The sequence below is a fragment of the Erwinia artemisiae genome (assembly GCF_051400835.1).
GTDB lineage: Bacteria > Pseudomonadota > Gammaproteobacteria > Enterobacterales > Enterobacteriaceae > Erwinia > Erwinia aeris.
Genome location: NZ_JBLFFM010000001.1, coordinates 337,423 through 352,168, shown reverse-complemented (window position 1 = coordinate 352,168; position 14,746 = coordinate 337,423). Strand labels below are relative to the sequence as shown.

The following is a 14,746-nucleotide window of genomic DNA, read 5'->3' as shown; positions in this document are numbered from 1 at the left end:
CCCTGACTTATAGTAGTCAGCGTAAACATTGGGTAATGTTGTTACTCCCAGGTAAAAAAATGTCGCTATGAATAAAATAGTATTCGTTGAGGACGATCGGGATGTGGGCGAACTTATCGCCGCCTACCTGAAGCGTCATGATATTGAAGTGATCGTAGAAAGCCGTGGCGACCGCGCCGAAGCCACCATTGAGGCCGCCATGCCGGATCTGGTGATGCTGGATATTATGCTGCCCGGCAAGGACGGCATGACGCTGTGCCGCGATCTGCGCGCCAGCCAAACATGGTCCGGCCCGATTGTGCTGCTGACCTCGCTGGACAGCGATATGAATCATATTTTATCGTTGGAGATGGGCGCCAACGACTATATCCTTAAAACCACGCCGCCTGCGGTGCTGCTGGCGCGCCTGCGGCTGCATCTGCGTCAGGCCGCGACGCACAGCGGCGACGAGGCGGTGATTGCTCCGGCCATGAGCGCACAGAAAACCCTGCGTTTCGGCACGTTGACCGTGGATGCCGTTAACCGCCAGGTCACGCTGGGCGGCGAAATCATCGCTCTTTCCACCGCTGACTTCGATCTGCTGTGGGAGCTGGCGACGCATGCCGGTTCGATTCTTAACCGTGATGCCCTGCTGAAAACGCTGCGCGGCGTGAGTTACGACGGCATGGACCGCAGCATCGACGTGGCGATCTCACGCCTGCGTAAAAAGCTGCTGGACAGCGCAACCGAGCCTTATCGCATTAAAACCATCCGTAATAAAGGCTATCTGTTTGCGCCACACGCCTGGGATACCGAATGAAGAAGCTGTTTATTCAGTTTTATCTGCTGCTGTTTGTCTGTTTTCTGGTCATGGCGATGCTGGTGGGGCTGGTGTATAAATTTACCGCCGAGCGCGCCGGGCGAGAGTCAATGGATGACCTGATGAAAAGCTCGCTCTACCTGATGCGCAGCGAGCTGCGGGAAATCCCGCCCCGCGACTGGAATAAAACCATCGATAATCTGGATCTTAACCTCTCCTTTAAGCTGCATATCGAGCCGATGAACAAGTATCAGCTGGATGCGCCTACCATGCGCCGCCTGCGCGCGGGCGGGATCGTCGCCCTTGATGACGAATACACTTTTTTACAGCACATTCCGCGCAGCCATTATGTGCTGGCCGTGGGGCCGATCCCTTACCTCTTTTTCCTGCACGAAATGCGCATCCTGGATATCGTGCTGCTGGCCTTTATCGGCATTTCGCTGGCGCTGCCGGTGTTTATCTGGATGCGGCCGCACTGGAAAGACATGCTGCGGCTGGAGTCGGCGGCGCAGCGCTTCGGCCAGGGCCATCTGGACGAGCGGATCCATTTTGATAACGCCTCCAGCCTGTTGCGGCTCGGCGTGGCCTTTAATCAGATGGCGGACAATATCAATACGCTGGTGGTCAGTAAAAAGCAGCTGATTGACGGCATCGCCCATGAGCTACGCACGCCGCTGGTGCGCCTGCGCTACCGGCTGGAGATGAGCGATAATCTTAGCGCCAGCGAAGCCGCCGCGCTGAATCGCGATATCGGCCAGCTGGAGTCGCTGATTGAAGAATTGCTGACCTACGCCCGCCTGGACAGGCCAAAGGTCGATCTGCATCTTCAGTCGCTCGATCTGGCTGCCTGGCTGAGCGAACGGCTGGACGATATCCGCATGGTGCATCCCGAATTTACCCTGGAGCTGGATACGCCGCAGCGTCAGAACCTGGGCGTGGCGGACACGCGGCTGATGGAGCGAGTGCTGGATAACCTGGTCAATAACGCGTTGCGCTATGCCCGGCAGCGCCTGCGCGTCGGGCTGTGGTTCGACGGCGATACCGCCTGCTTGCAGGTAGAGGATGACGGGCCGGGCATTCCACTGGCCGAGCGCGAACGGGTATTCGAGCCTTTCGTGCGTCTTGACCCCAGCCGCGACCGCGCGACCGGCGGCTGCGGGCTTGGGCTGGCGATTGTGCACTCGGTAGCGCAGGCCTTTGGCGGCACCGTGACTATCGACGCCAGCCCGCTTGGCGGCGCAAGCGTTCGCTTTTGCTGGCCGGTTGATTTACCCTTAACGCCTCCTCGCGCTGTCTGACAGCGCCATGACTAAAAGGATATCTATGTCATCCGCCTATGCAAATCTGACCCGAACCTTTACCCGTCTTTCCCGCTTCGGCCATCTGTCAGCCATCGCCGGCTGGGATATGATGACCATGATGCCGCCCGGCGGCAGTAGCGCACGCGGCGCGGCGCTGGCCGAACTGAGCGTGCTGCGTCATGAAATCCTGACCGATAAAGCCGTGGCGCAATGGCTGGATCAGGCTGCCAATGAAACCCTGAATGACGTGGAGCGCGCTAACCTGCGTGAGATGCGCCGCGCTTACGATCAGGCCGCCCTGCTGCCTGCCGCGCTGGTCGAGGAAAAATCTCTCGTCGGCGCCCGCTGCGAACACGCCTGGCGTCAGCAGCGCCCCGCCAATGACTGGCAGGGTTTTGCCGCTAATCTGAAGGAAGTGGTGAAGCTGAGCCGGGCGGAAGCCGAGCTGCGCGCGCAGGCGAACGGCTGCTCCCGTTACGATGCGTTACTGGATCTTTATGAGCCTGGCATGACCGCCGCTAAGCTGGACAGCACCTTCGGCGAGCTGAAGCAGTGGCTGCCTTCGCTGCTGGCGCGTATTGTCGAGAAGCAGTCCCACCAGCCGGTTGCCGTACCGGTTGGCCCTTTCGCGGTGGAGTCGCAGCAGCTGCTGGGCAACGCGCTGATGAAGCTGCTTAATTTTGACTTTAATGCCGGGCGACTGGACGTCAGCGCGCATCCGTTTTGCGGCGGCGTTCCGGAAGATGTACGCATTACTACCCGCTACAACGCTAACGAATTTATCAGCGCGATGATGGGCGTGATCCACGAAACTGGCCACGCCTGCTACGAGCAGAATCTGCCGAAGCAGTGGGCCGGTCAGCCCGTTGCACTGGCCCGCTCCACCGCGATTCACGAGTCGCAAAGCCTTTTCTTTGAAAAGCAGCTGGGCCGCAGCACGGAGTTTTTGAGCCTGCTGCTGCCGCAGGTTAAAACGCTGATGGGCGACCGTCCTGAGCTGGAAGAAGCTAACTTTATCGCCCTTAACCAGCGCGTTAAGCCTGGTTTGATCCGCGTGGATGCGGATGAAGTGAGCTATCCCGCGCATATCATTCTGCGTTATGAGATCGAGCGTGCGCTGATCGAAAGCGAGATTGAAGTGGACGACATCCCGACGCTGTGGCAGGAGAAGATGCAGGCGCTGCTGGGGCTGGACACGACCGGCAACTATCGCGACGGCTGTATGCAGGACATTCACTGGACGGACGGCTCGTTCGGCTATTTCCCTACCTACACGCTGGGTGCCATGTACGCGGCACAGCTTTTCAACAGCGTGAAAAAGGCGCTGCCGCAGGTGCACAGCGATATCCGCGAAGGAAATCTGCAACCGATCTTTGACTGGCTACAGCAGAATATCTGGCAGCACGGCAGTCGTTTCACCACCCGTCAGCTGATTGAAAACGCCACCGGCGAAGATCTTAATCCGCGCTTTTTCCGGCAGCATCTGGAAAACCGCTACCTGTAACCAGTCCGCAAGCCCGTCGCGCCGGCGGGCTTTGTACAATCGGTAACACGCCGATACCAATCACTCACGGAAAGCCCGCCGCCCTTCCCTTATAGTCTCTTCACCGGCCCCGCAGTGGGCTGAAAAATGAAATAACACTTTGAGGGTTGTGCAATGAAAAAATTATTCGCTCTGGTTGTAGCCGCTGCTATGGGTATCTCTTCAGTTGCTTTTGCTGCTGAAACCACCGCCGCGCCAGCCACTACCGCACCGGCTGCTTCTACTACCGCCGCGCCAGCTCATGCCGCTAAGCATCACAAAGCGCACAAGAAAGCCGTGCAGAAAGCGCAGGCAGCTAAAAAACATAAGAAAGCCGTTAAACAGCCGGTAGCCCAGAAAGCTCAGGCAGCCAAGAAGGCCCACAAGAAAGCCGTTAAGCCAGCTGCACAGAAAGCGCAGGCTGCCAAGAAAGTACACCACAAAAAAGCGGCTAAACCAGTAGCGCAGAAAGCGCAGGCCGCCAAGAAAGTGCACCATAAAAAAGCAACCAAGCCAGTAGCGCAGAAAGCTCAGGCCGCCAAGAAAGTACACCACAAGAAAGCCGCTAAGCCAGTAGCGCAGAAAGCTCAGGCCGCCAAGAAAGTACACCACAAGAAAACCGCTAAGAAAGCCGCCGCGCCTAAAGCGTAATTGCCGAAGCAAGCCTTCAACTTAGTCTGTTCACTTAAACACCCGGTTCAGCCGGGTGTTTTTTTCCTGGAGTATCGGATGATGGTGCGCCGCTATTTATTCGAAATTATCCTGGCCTGTATGATTATCTGCGGCGCTATCGCCTTTAGCTTCTATCTTTAATACCCGTAGCCTGCTGATTTATAAATTAAACTTCCTTTTTACCGCCAGCCGACTATAGTTATTACCACCTGCGGTTTTTAATCTCCATTCAGAGAGAGACATGCGCCTGAAAGCTTTTTTTTTAATGGGATGTTTAGCCCTTTCATTTTGTAGCCACGCCGGTGACGACGACGCACAGGATGTCAGAACGCTGTTTTTCGGCAAAGACGATCGCCACCCTGTCAGCGATACCGCCAGCCAGCCGTGGGAAGCAATAGGCCAGCTGGAAACCGCCAGCGGCAACCTGTGTAGCGCCACCCTGATTTCGCCTCATTTAGCCCTGACTGCCGGCCACTGTCTGCTGGCGCCGCCGGGCAAAATCGATAAAGTCGTTGCGCTGCGTTTTATCGGGCATGATGGCGACTGGCGCTACGAAATTCACGATGTGGATACCCGGGTCGATCCCGCTTTAGGCAGAAAGCTTAAGGCCGACGGCGACGGCTGGATCGTGCCTTCATCGGCCGCACCTTACGATTACGGGCTGGTCGTACTGCATAATCCGCCTTCCGGCATAACACCCGTGCCGCTGTTTGACGGCAGCCGCAGCGATCTGACCGCCGCGCTGAAAACGCAACAGCGTCGGGTAACTCAGGCGGGCTACCCGGAAGATCATCTTGATACGCTCTATTCACACAGCAACTGTCTGATTACCGGCTGGGCGCAGAAAAATGTGCTGTCGCATCAGTGCGACACCCTGCCTGGCGACAGCGGTTCGCCGCTCCTGCTAAAAAGCGACAGCGGCTGGCAGCTGATTGCGGTACAAAGCTCTGCACCGGCGGCAAAAGATCGTTACGAAGCGGATAACCGCGCCATTGCCGTCACCGCTTTCCGGGACGGCCTGGAAACGCTGGCGCAGGAATAAAGGGATAAATGAATGCCGTCGGTTTGCGGCATTCAGGCAGGTTTTTAAGCTGTACTAGTGAATATCCTTTTTGCCTTTTCTCCAGCCGGATGCAGCAGGCAAAGCCGCTCACCAATCCTTAACGCGTTTTTACTGCTAATTCTTTTAGCAACAGCTATTTAAGTTTAAGAGCGTCCGCTGGCCTGTATTGCCTGCGGACGAGTTAATCTCAGAGCACTATCTCATCCATCGCCTGCTGAATACGCTTTTCCGAAACCGGATAAGGCGTGCCCAGCTGCTGAGCGAAATAGCTGACGCGCAGCTCTTCAATCATCCAGCGGATCTCTTTTACATCCTCATCATCGCGGCGAACCAGCGGCAGCTTGTTAAACCACCCCTGCCAGGCCTGCTGAACTTTCTCTATCTTGACCATTCTGGCGCGGTCGCTGTGCGGATCGACCGGCAGCTTTTCCAGACGGCGCTCGATAGCCTGCAAATAGCGAAGGGTGTCGGCAAGCTTGTTCCAGCCGTTGCCGGTAACGAAACCGCGATATACCAGGCCGTTCATCTGCGCTTTGATATCGGAAAGCGCCAGCGCCATCGTCATATCCACGCGCCCTTTCAGCCGCTTGTTGATAGCAAACACCGCCGTCAGGATCTGCTCGACCTTTTTGGCTATTTCCACCACGGTTTCGTTCAGCTCCGCTCGCACTTTTTCATGCAGCTGGCGGAAGCCCTCTTCCTGCCAGGTCGGGCCGCCATATTCGGCAATCAGCTTGTCCACGCCGCAGGCGATGCAGTCATCTATCAAATCCAGCACTTTGCCATAAGGGTTAAAGTAAAGCCCCAGCTTGGCTTTGTTCGGCAGCTTTTCATGCAGATATTTAATCGGCGAAGGGATATTGAGCAGCAGCAGCCTGCGCTGACCGCGCCACATCGCTTTTTTCTGCTCGTGCTCGGAATCAAACAGCCGGATCGCCACGCTCTCTTTTTCATCCACCAGCGCGGGCCATGCCTTCACGCTGTAGCTGCCGCGCTTCTGCTCGAAATGGTCTGGCAGATCGCCGAAGCTCCAGATATGCAGGCCGCTCTGCTCCAGCCCGTCATCCGCCACCAGCGACAGCGTTTCCTGCACTTTGGCCTTCAGCTGCTCTTTCAGCGCGGCGAGATCGCGTCCTTCCGCCAGCTTGCGGTTATGTTCGTCCACCACGCGGAAAGTCATTTTAAGATGATCGGGCACCTGATCCCATTGCCAGGCCTCACGGTCGATAGTGACGCCGCTCATCCGACGGAATTCGCGCTCCAGCGCGTCCACCAGCGGCAGCTCCAGCGGCGTGGCGCGCGCCAGAAAAGCGTCGGCGTAATTCGGCGCGGGCACAAAGTTACGGCGTAACGGTTTTGGCAACGACTTAATCAGCGCGATAACCAGCTCCCGCCGCACGCCGGGGATCTGCCACTCGAAGCCTTTTTCCTCAACCTGATTCAGCAGCGGCAGCGGGATATGCACCGTAACGCCATCCGCATCGGTTCCCGGCTCGAACTGGTAGCTCAGCTTCAGCTTCAGGTTGCCCTGCTGCCAAAAGTTAGGGTAATCCAGCTTGCTGATGTTCTCAGCGCCTTCGCGGATCAGCATCTCTTTAGCAAAATTAAGCAGCTCGGGCTGCTCGCGGCTCGCCTTTTTCCACCAACTGTCGAAATGCCGGGCGGAAATCACCTCGTGCGGAATACGCTGGTCATAAAAGGTAAACAGCGTCTCGTCATCCACCAGGATATCGCGTCGGCGCGATTTATGCTCCAGCTCTTCCACCTCTTCACGCAGTTTAAGATTGGCGCGGAAGAAGGCGTGACGCGTCTGCCAGTCGCCTTCCACCAGCGCGTGGCGGATAAACAGCTCGCGCGACAGCACCGGATCGATCGGGCCGTAGTTGACCTTGCGCGCCGCTACGATCGGCAGGCCGTACAGCGTGACTTTTTCACTGGCCATCACGGCGCCCTGGCCTTTCTCCCAGTGCGGCTCGCTGTAGCTGCGTTTAATCAGATGCTGCGCCAGCGGCTCGATCCATTCCGGCTCGATACGGGCGGCAATACGGCCCCAGAGACGGCTGGTTTCCACCAGTTCGGCGACCATCGTCCACTTCGGCGGCTTTTTAAACAGGCCGGAGCCGGGGAAAATCGAGAAGCGGGCGTTGCGCGCGCCGGAGTACTCCTGCTTCTCGACGTCTTTCTGACCAATATGGGAAAGCAGCCCGGTCAGCAGCGCGGTATGCACGCCCCGGAAATCCGCCGGTTCGCTGTTCAGCGGAATACCCAGCTCGCGCACCACCTGCCGCAGCTGGGTGTAGATATCCTGCCATTCGCGCACGCGCAGATAGTTCAGGTAGTCCGTTTTGCACAGGCGTCGGAACTGGCTGGACGACAGCGCTTTCTGCTGCTCCTGAAGGTAGTTCCACAGATTGACGAAGGAGAGGAAATCGGACTCTTTGTCGGCAAAACGGCGATGTTTCTCGTCGGATGCCTGCTGTTTCTCAACCGGACGCTCGCGCGGATCCTGGATAGAAAGCGCGGCGGTGATAATCATCACTTCGCGGGTACAGGCGTATTTCTGCGCCTCCAGCACCATTTTCGCCAGGCGCGGATCGACCGGCAGCTGCGCCAGCGAACGGCCGGAAGGCGTCAGCTTGTAGTGCTGGTCGTCCAGGGTTATCGCGCCCAGCTCTTCCAGCAGCTTGACGCCATCCTGAATATTGCGTTTGTCCGGCGCTTCCACAAAAGGAAACGCGCCGATATCGCCCAAGCCCAGCGCGGTCATTTGCAAGATGACCGAGGCCAGATTGGTGCGCAAAATTTCCGGATCGGTAAAGGCCGGACGGCTTAAAAAATCCTCTTCCGAATAAAGGCGGATACAGATGCCCTCGGAAACGCGGCCGCAGCGTCCTTTACGCTGGTTTGCCGACGCCTGGGAAATCGGCTCAATCGGCAAACGCTGAACCTTGGTGCGGAAGCTGTAGCGGCTGATACGCGCCGTGCCGGGATCGATAACGTACTTAATGCCGGGCACGGTCAGCGACGTTTCCGCCACGTTGGTCGCCAGCACGATGCGCCTGCCGCTGTGCGACTGGAAGACGCGGTTCTGCTCGGCGTTGGAAAGGCGCGCATAGAGCGGCAGGATCTCCGTATGCGGCAGATCGCGACGGTTCAGCGCATCGGCGGTGTCGCGAATTTCCCTTTCGCCGCTCATAAAGATCAGGATATCGCCACGGCTTTCCTGACCCAGCTCGTCCACCGCGTCAAAAATCGCCTGTAGCTGATCGCGTTCGGTGTCGTCCGCCTCTTCCACAATCGGCCGGTAACGCACTTCGACCGGATAAGTGCGGCCGGAGACTTCAATCACCGGCGCATGGTGAAAGTGCCGGGAAAAGCGCTGTGGATCGATAGTGGCCGAGGTAATGATAATCTTTAAATCGGGACGGCGCGGCAGCAGCTCGCGCAGATAGCCCAGCAAGAAGTCGATATTCAGGCTGCGCTCGTGCGCCTCATCAATAATGATGGTGTCGTACTGCATCAGCAGGCGATCCTGCTGAATTTCCGCCAGCAGGATACCGTCGGTCATCAGCTTGACCTGCGTCGTTTCGCTGACCTGATCGTTGAAGCGCACCTTGTAGCCCACGCAGCCGCCGAGCGAGGTTTCCAGCTCGGCCGCAATGCGATCGGCCACCGTTCTCGCCGCCAGACGACGCGGCTGGGTGTGACCAATCAGCCCCGTGATGCCCCGGCCCAGCTCCATGCAAATCTTCGGCAGCTGGGTGGTTTTCCCCGAGCCGGTTTCGCCTGCCACAATCACCACCTGGTGATCGCGAATAGCCTCGGCGATTTCCTGTTTCTTCTGGCTGACCGGCAGGTTTTCCGGGTAGCGGATGGTCGGCGTGGCCGCTTTCCGCAGCGCCACGCGCTGTTCCGCCGCGGCGATTTCGCCGCTCAGCTCATCGGCTATCGCCTGCTGAGCCGCAGGGTTCTTCACTTTTTTTGCGCCGTGCAGGCGCTTTTGCAGCCGCTGACGATCTCTGAGCATCAGCGCTTCCAGGCGCGGCGCCAGCGTCGTTAAAGGCGTACGGGGAGTATCAGACATAAAAAAGCTCGCTAATCGCCAGCAGGCTGGCAAACAAAGTATGAATAAAAAATTTTGCGTATTGTAGCACAGACAACCACTTAGCTACGGCTGCGGCGCGCTAACCTTGTTCAGTAAATTCGAACACGGGCTTCAGAATATTGCACTATCCCTAAGGCTGATTTGCCAATAGAGTGTAAGTCATTGAGCGGACACATCCGCATAACAAAGGAAATTCATTATGAGCAAAGTTTTAGTACTGAAATCGAGCATTCTCGCAGGCTACTCACAGTCCAACCAGCTGGCCGATCACTTTGTTGCAGAGTGGAAAGCGGCGCACAGCGGCGATGAGATCGTGATCCGCGATCTGGCTGCAAATCCGATTCCGGTACTGGACGGCGAACTGGTCGGCGCGCTGCGTCCTTCCGATGCTGCTCTGACGCCGCGTCAGCAGGAAGCCCTGGCGCTTTCCGACGAGCTGATTGCTGAAATTCAGTCTGTGGATACCGTTGTTATTACGGCGCCGATGTACAATTTCAACATCCCGACGCAATTAAAAAACTACTTTGACCTGATTGCCCGCGCCGGCGTAACTTTCCGCTACACCGAGAAAGGCCCGGAAGGTCTGATCGTCGGTAAAAAAGTAATTGTGATCACCAGCCGCGGCGGCATCCATAAAGATACGCCAGCCGATCTGCAAACGCCTTACCTGAAGCTGTTCCTGGGCTTCCTGGGTCTGAGCGACGTACAGTTCGTTTACGCTGAAGGCATGGCATACGGCCCGGAAGCGGCCACCAAAGCCAGCGAAGAAGCGAAAGCCACGCTGAACCAGCTGGTTAACGCCTGATCTTTTCCTCAGATCTCGCCTGAAAAAGCAGCCGCCCGGCTGCTTTTTTATTGCCGCAGCGGCGCATCCTCGCCGTTTTTCAGCAGCGTCTGCACGTCTTTGTCCGCTTTAATCACGATTTCATGCTCGATTTTCACGTTCATATTGATGGTAATCGGCTCTTTTGGGGCAGCGACCTCAATACGGGGCACGCAGCCGCTGAGCAGCATCCCCGCGAGGATCGGCAGAGCTGTTTTCATTCGGTTTTTCCTTGTGCTGACAGCGTGGCATGCTGCTCTGTCCAGGATTGCAAATTGTCACCAAAGCGCAGGCTACGCCACAGCTGAAAAATATTTTCCTGCTGCGTGTAGTGCAGCGAGACGTGCTGATTTTTATCGCTGAAGCGGCTGGTGCCGTTGACCTGCGCCGTCATGGTCATCTCGCCTTTATTATCAATATTCAGCGTGGCCCGACTGCGGGAAATTTCCATATAGCGCAGCCAGTCCATCGCCGCGCCGGTGGCAATATTACCGGAAGCCAGCGCGTCGGCGAAATCTTTATCCAGCCGCAGCGTCAGCGGGCCGCTGTTGGTGATCCAGCCCTCTTTGACCAGCCAGGCAGAGTTTTGCAGCCACAGCGGCAGCGCGCCGTCAACGCGGCCGGACATGGCGATTTTTTTCGGCTGAATGGCCGTTACCAGCTCGCTCATGCTGATAGCTTTCAGCCGTAGCGTGGCCGCTTCGGTTTGCGGTAGCTGAAGGCTAAGCAAACTCAGCTCGCCGCCCAGCACCTCCACCCCGACGTTGCTCAGGCGCAGCGGCCGGGCGGCGCTCCACGGATACCAGCCCTGAAGATCGGCGCGAATATTTTTTAGCGCAAACTGGTTTTTAATTGCCTTGATGCGCAGCGAAACCGGGCCTTTGGCGCCAAAGTACCACTGGCCCGCTTGCAGCCTGAACGGCAAAGAGAAATCGATGCCGGTAAACTGGTTATCCGGCGTGCGCACGCTGCCGTCGCTGACCACCCAGTGGCCGCCTGCGGCAAAACCCTGATCCGCCGCCGCTGAAAAAGCGACCTGAGCTTTCAGCGTGCCGCCGCGAACAGACATTTTCAGATCGTCGTTCAACAGTGACTGGAAAACCCTTAGCGACTGCTGCGGCCACCAGGCCTGGCCACGCAGCCGCGTACCGTCCCAGCGGCCCTGTATCCGTACCGGGCCGACCGGATCGGCGGTCAGTTTGCCCTTATAGAGGAAACGAGCGGGATCGCTACCGTTGAGGTCAAGCATTAACTCTGCGGGCGGCAGATAGCCGCCGCTGTCGAGGCTGGTGCGCTGCGCGTTGAGCCGCAAGCTTGCGCTAAAAGCAGGGGTTTTCTCGTCGCGTAGCCAGCGAACCGGCCTGGCCAGCGTTAGCCTGGGCGCGGCCATTGTTACCCCGCCGTAGCGAATTTGATCGAATCCGGTGGACAAAGAAGCGAGTTCAATCTGCCGATCCTGCCAGCTTCCACGCCCTTTTACATCCCATTTGGCCGCCAGCGGCGCCATCAGCCCGTCGCCCCAATAGCGCCACAGCCAGCGGCCTTTGTCCGGCCAGAATCCCGTGGCGCGACCGTCCAGATGCAGGCGGAACCGTCCCATCTGGTTATCGTGCGCGCTAAGAATGGCCTGTAGCCGCCCCTCGATGCCCGCTGAAGAGACCGCCACGCCGGAAAGCGGCCAGCGCGCTTCGTCCACCTCCAGCGTAGAGAGCAGACGCCCGCGCATCCGCAACAGCGCGCCGGGCTGAAGGCGCAGCACGGGATCAAGCAGCGGGCCCTGTAGCTTGCCGGGAATGCCGGCGAAAAAAAGCAGCTGCGCCAGTTTGCTCTCGCCCGTCAGGCGAAACGGCAGCTCGCTCTGCGTCCAGTCCAGATGGCCCGGCCCGACTGACAGCACGACGTTGCCTTTGCCGCCGCGTCCCTGGGTCAGCACGTTGAGTCTCCCTGTGACTTCCATCCCCGGCAGCCCTTGCCGCCAGTCTTTTAGCGTCAGGGCCACGCCGCCGGACACCGGTTGTGCGGCCCAGGGCCAGCGCCATTTGCCCTGGCTAATCGCAATTTGCTGCGCGGAAACCCGCCACGGCAGCAGCAGCAGCGGCTCCTCCAGATCCTGCGCCCTGAGGGTCAGCGTGCCGCTGTTCTGCTGCCAGTTGAGGCTGGCCCGCAGCGGCTGTGGAACGCTGGCCGTTTTCAGCGTGGCCGCCAGCTCGCCGCTATCCGGCAGCCGGTCAGGTATTTTCGGCAGCGTCAGCAAACCGTTCATGGTGATGGGATCGGTCATGCCCGCTACGCTAAGCGCCAGCGACTGTACATCCAGCTGTTGGCCCGCCAGCACGGCCCGTAACGAAAGGTTTTCGCCCTGCCAGTGAATAAGCTGCCGTTGTGGATCGAGGTTGAGCCGTAGCGCTCCCGCCCAGCTTTGCCAGGGAAGCAGGCTGACGCGCTCAATGGCAACGTCTGCTTTTGGCAGCATTGACTGCCACTCCGCCAGCGAACGCGGCGCGGCAGGCTGATCGCTGCTTGTCGACAGCTTGCTGAAACAGGCGCTGTTGACTTCAAGTAGCGTCGCACCCAGCTTCCAGCGGCCTTCGGCGCTTCCCAGCGTCACATTGCTCGCCCTCGCCAGCTCGCAGTCGCCTGTGCGATAGCGAAGGCCGGGCAGCCACAAGGCGCCTGAACGCCAGCGGGGGTTGCCATCCAGCCTGACCGTGGTGGCAGCGGGCAGCCAGAAGCCCGCCAGCCGCGGCAGCCACCAGCTCAGCGTCAGCAGTCCGGCGCCGCTTAAAACCGCAGCGGCCGCGATGGCAATAATAAATAGCTTCCAGCCCCGGCCCATACTTCAATCCATTCCTTACGTTAAGGCGTAAATCATGGCACGTCCTGCGCGCCGCGAGAAGATTTGAGCGGGTAATTATTCACCTGCCGAACAAATATTGCCTGCCATTGGCTGACTAGCCGTCCAATGCGAAGTATTGTTAAGGGAGAGCTGTCTGACGGATACAGGAGATCATGCATGAAACTTGCGGTATACAGTACCAAACAGTACGACCGGAAATACCTTGAGCAGGTTAACGAAAGCTATGGATTTGAGCTGGAATATTTTGATTTTCTGCTGACCGCACGTACCGCGAAGACGGCGGCCGGCTGCGACGGCGTCTGCATTTTCGTTAACGACGATGGCGGCCGCGAGGTGCTGGAGGAGCTGGCGTCACTGGGCGTCAAATATATCGCGCTGCGCTGCGCCGGATTCAATAACGTGGATCTGGAGGCGGCAAAAACGTTGGGATTGAAGGTGGTGCGCGTGCCGGCCTATTCGCCTGAAGCCGTAGCGGAACACGCCGTTGGTATGATGATGACGCTGAACCGCCGTATTCACCGGGCTTATCAGCGAACCCGCGACGCCAACTTCTCGCTGGAAGGCCTGATCGGCTTCAATATGCACGGTCGTACCGCCGGTATTATCGGTACGGGCAAAATCGGCCTTGCCACGCTGCGTATCCTGAAAGGATTTGGTATGCGGCTGCTGGCTTTCGATCCTTATCCCAATCCCCAGGCGCTGGAACTGGGTGCCACCTACGTCGATATCAAAACGCTGTTCAGGGAATCGGATGTGATTTCGCTCCACTGTCCGCTAACGCCCGAGAATAATCATCTGCTGAATATGGCGGCTTTCCAGCAGATGAAAGATGGCGTGATGATTATTAATACCAGCCGTGGCGGCCTGATTGATTCTCAGGCGGCGATTGACGCGCTAAAAATGCAGAAGATCGGCTCGCTGGGTATGGACGTTTACGAAAACGAACGCGATCTCTTTTTCGAAGATAAATCTAATGACGTTATTCAGGACGATATCTTCCGTCGCCTGTCCGCCTGCCATAATGTTCTGTTCACCGGCCATCAGGCTTTCCTGACGGCAGAAGCCCTGACCAGCATTGCCGAGACCACCTTGCAAAATCTGCAGCAGCTGGAAAAAGGCGATCTCTGCGATAACGAGCTGACGGGCTAACGCCGGTTTTTAGCGGGCGCAGCTGCCGCTGGCCAGCGCGCTTTCGCCGCAGCGACGCCCGTTGGCCAGCTGGCACATGCCTACAGCACTTCCATCCAGCTGGCGCGAAAGCGCCAGCGTTCCCCCGGCGTCTGAACAGGCGCTGGCGGCCAGGTCGGACATCACAACTTTAGGCGGCACGTGGGCGCTGGTAGCCTGCTGCGGCGGCTCGTTATCGTGGCTACAGCCGGTAAGCAAGACGCAACCAGCAAGCAGAAATATCGCTGCTCTCATCAGAAAACTCCGGAAGAAGGACTTGGGCGTGGGTCAGCATATGTCAGGATGCCGTCAGGGTCGAGCGCAGTCACGAATATTTACTAAATTAAAAATAATGAATGGCAATAGCCGCTGGTCTGATTTTACCAATAAGGTCATCAACGCAGACAGTAGTGACAGTGTCACCAGGATGAGCCTGG

12 protein-coding genes are annotated in these 14,746 nt (G+C 58.0%); 8 read left to right on the top strand and 4 right to left on the bottom strand.

Annotation, left to right across the window (positions count from 1 at the left end; genetic code table 11):
- Positions 1–67 precede the first annotated feature (67 nt).
- From rstA to ACMGEE_RS01765, 6 genes are all read left to right on the top strand, one after another.
- Entirely contained in the window at positions 68–799 is a 732-nt protein-coding gene (rstA, locus tag ACMGEE_RS01785) for a two-component system response regulator RstA (RefSeq protein WP_370734078.1), read from the top strand.
- Positions 796–2,097, top strand: coding sequence for a two-component system sensor histidine kinase RstB (gene rstB / locus ACMGEE_RS01780; protein WP_253453955.1), 1,302 nt, complete (start codon positions 796–798; stop codon positions 2,095–2,097). Before rstA ends, rstB begins: the two co-directional genes overlap by 4 nt.
- Positions 2,098–2,122: 25 nt before the next feature.
- A complete protein-coding gene (locus ACMGEE_RS01775) occupies positions 2,123–3,604 on the top strand; it encodes a carboxypeptidase M32 (protein ID WP_436829565.1) in 1,482 nt (493 codons plus the stop codon).
- Between the two features lie 153 nt (positions 3,605–3,757).
- Positions 3,758–4,273 (top strand): acid resistance repetitive basic protein Asr, encoded by a 516-nt coding sequence (asr, locus tag ACMGEE_RS01770; protein ID WP_253453951.1) that lies wholly within the window; start codon positions 3,758–3,760, stop codon positions 4,271–4,273.
- Positions 4,274–4,351: 78 nt separating this feature from the next.
- On the top strand, positions 4,352–4,435 hold the full coding sequence (gene ydgU, locus ACMGEE_RS21720; protein ID WP_495849197.1) for a small membrane protein YdgU: 84 nt from the start codon (positions 4,352–4,354) through the stop codon (positions 4,433–4,435).
- Between the two features lie 100 nt (positions 4,436–4,535).
- Positions 4,536–5,336 (top strand): trypsin-like serine peptidase, encoded by an 801-nt coding sequence (locus ACMGEE_RS01765; protein WP_253453949.1) that lies wholly within the window; start codon positions 4,536–4,538, stop codon positions 5,334–5,336.
- 208 nt (positions 5,337–5,544) lie between these two features.
- On the opposite strand, the gene hrpA is transcribed toward ACMGEE_RS01765, so the two are convergent.
- The gene (hrpA, locus tag ACMGEE_RS01760) at positions 5,545–9,441 is read right to left on the bottom strand and encodes an ATP-dependent RNA helicase HrpA (protein WP_436829564.1); all 3,897 of its coding nucleotides are present in this window, start codon (positions 9,439–9,441) and stop codon (positions 5,545–5,547) included.
- A gap of 220 nt (positions 9,442–9,661) precedes the next feature.
- Between hrpA and ACMGEE_RS01755 the strand changes: the two genes are divergently transcribed.
- Positions 9,662–10,267: an FMN-dependent NADH-azoreductase gene (locus tag ACMGEE_RS01755; protein ID WP_253453945.1), complete on the top strand. Its 606-nt coding sequence runs from the start codon at positions 9,662–9,664 to the stop codon at positions 10,265–10,267.
- Between the two features lie 47 nt (positions 10,268–10,314).
- On the opposite strand, the gene ACMGEE_RS01750 is transcribed toward ACMGEE_RS01755, so the two are convergent.
- Both ACMGEE_RS01750 and ACMGEE_RS01745 read right to left on the bottom strand, forming a co-directional pair.
- Entirely contained in the window at positions 10,315–10,506 is a 192-nt protein-coding gene (locus ACMGEE_RS01750) for a YnbE family lipoprotein (RefSeq protein ID WP_253453943.1), read from the bottom strand.
- The gene (locus tag ACMGEE_RS01745) at positions 10,503–13,121 is read right to left on the bottom strand and encodes a YdbH family protein (RefSeq protein WP_436829563.1); all 2,619 of its coding nucleotides are present in this window, start codon (positions 13,119–13,121) and stop codon (positions 10,503–10,505) included. Before ACMGEE_RS01745 ends, ACMGEE_RS01750 begins: the two co-directional genes overlap by 4 nt.
- A 177-nt stretch (positions 13,122–13,298) precedes the next feature.
- Here ACMGEE_RS01745 and ACMGEE_RS01740 point away from each other — a divergent pair, with 177 nt between their 5' ends.
- Complete coding sequence (locus ACMGEE_RS01740; protein WP_253453939.1) at positions 13,299–14,291, top strand: 2-hydroxyacid dehydrogenase; 993 nt, start codon at positions 13,299–13,301, stop codon at positions 14,289–14,291.
- A gap of 9 nt (positions 14,292–14,300) precedes the next feature.
- Here ACMGEE_RS01740 and ACMGEE_RS01735 read toward each other — a convergent pair whose 3' ends face one another.
- The gene (locus tag ACMGEE_RS01735) at positions 14,301–14,564 is read right to left on the bottom strand and encodes a putative hemolysin (RefSeq protein ID WP_125287660.1); all 264 of its coding nucleotides are present in this window, start codon (positions 14,562–14,564) and stop codon (positions 14,301–14,303) included.
- Positions 14,565–14,746 lie beyond the last annotated feature (182 nt).

Bases quoted from the DNA above. Each gene is read 5' to 3' on its own strand.
- ydgU (WP_495849197.1), top strand. From the start codon at position 4,352: ATGATGGTGCGCCGCTATTTATTCGAAATTATCCTGGCCTGTATGATT.
- rstA (WP_370734078.1), top strand. From the start codon at position 68: ATGAATAAAATAGTATTCGTTGAGGACGATCGGGATGTGGGCGAACTT.
- ACMGEE_RS01755 (WP_253453945.1), top strand. From the start codon at position 9,662: ATGAGCAAAGTTTTAGTACTGAAATCGAGCATTCTCGCAGGCTACTCA.
- rstB (WP_253453955.1), top strand. From the start codon at position 796: ATGAAGAAGCTGTTTATTCAGTTTTATCTGCTGCTGTTTGTCTGTTTT.
- ACMGEE_RS01740 (WP_253453939.1), top strand. From the start codon at position 13,299: ATGAAACTTGCGGTATACAGTACCAAACAGTACGACCGGAAATACCTT.
- ACMGEE_RS01750 (WP_253453943.1), bottom strand. From the start codon at position 10,506: ATGAAAACAGCTCTGCCGATCCTCGCGGGGATGCTGCTCAGCGGCTGC.
- asr (WP_253453951.1), top strand. From the start codon at position 3,758: ATGAAAAAATTATTCGCTCTGGTTGTAGCCGCTGCTATGGGTATCTCT.
- hrpA (WP_436829564.1), bottom strand. From the start codon at position 9,441: ATGTCTGATACTCCCCGTACGCCTTTAACGACGCTGGCGCCGCGCCTG.
- ACMGEE_RS01745 (WP_436829563.1), bottom strand. From the start codon at position 13,121: ATGGGCCGGGGCTGGAAGCTATTTATTATTGCCATCGCGGCCGCTGCG.
- ACMGEE_RS01775 (WP_436829565.1), top strand. From the start codon at position 2,123: ATGTCATCCGCCTATGCAAATCTGACCCGAACCTTTACCCGTCTTTCC.
- ACMGEE_RS01765 (WP_253453949.1), top strand. From the start codon at position 4,536: ATGCGCCTGAAAGCTTTTTTTTTAATGGGATGTTTAGCCCTTTCATTT.
- ACMGEE_RS01735 (WP_125287660.1), bottom strand. From the start codon at position 14,564: ATGAGAGCAGCGATATTTCTGCTTGCTGGTTGCGTCTTGCTTACCGGC.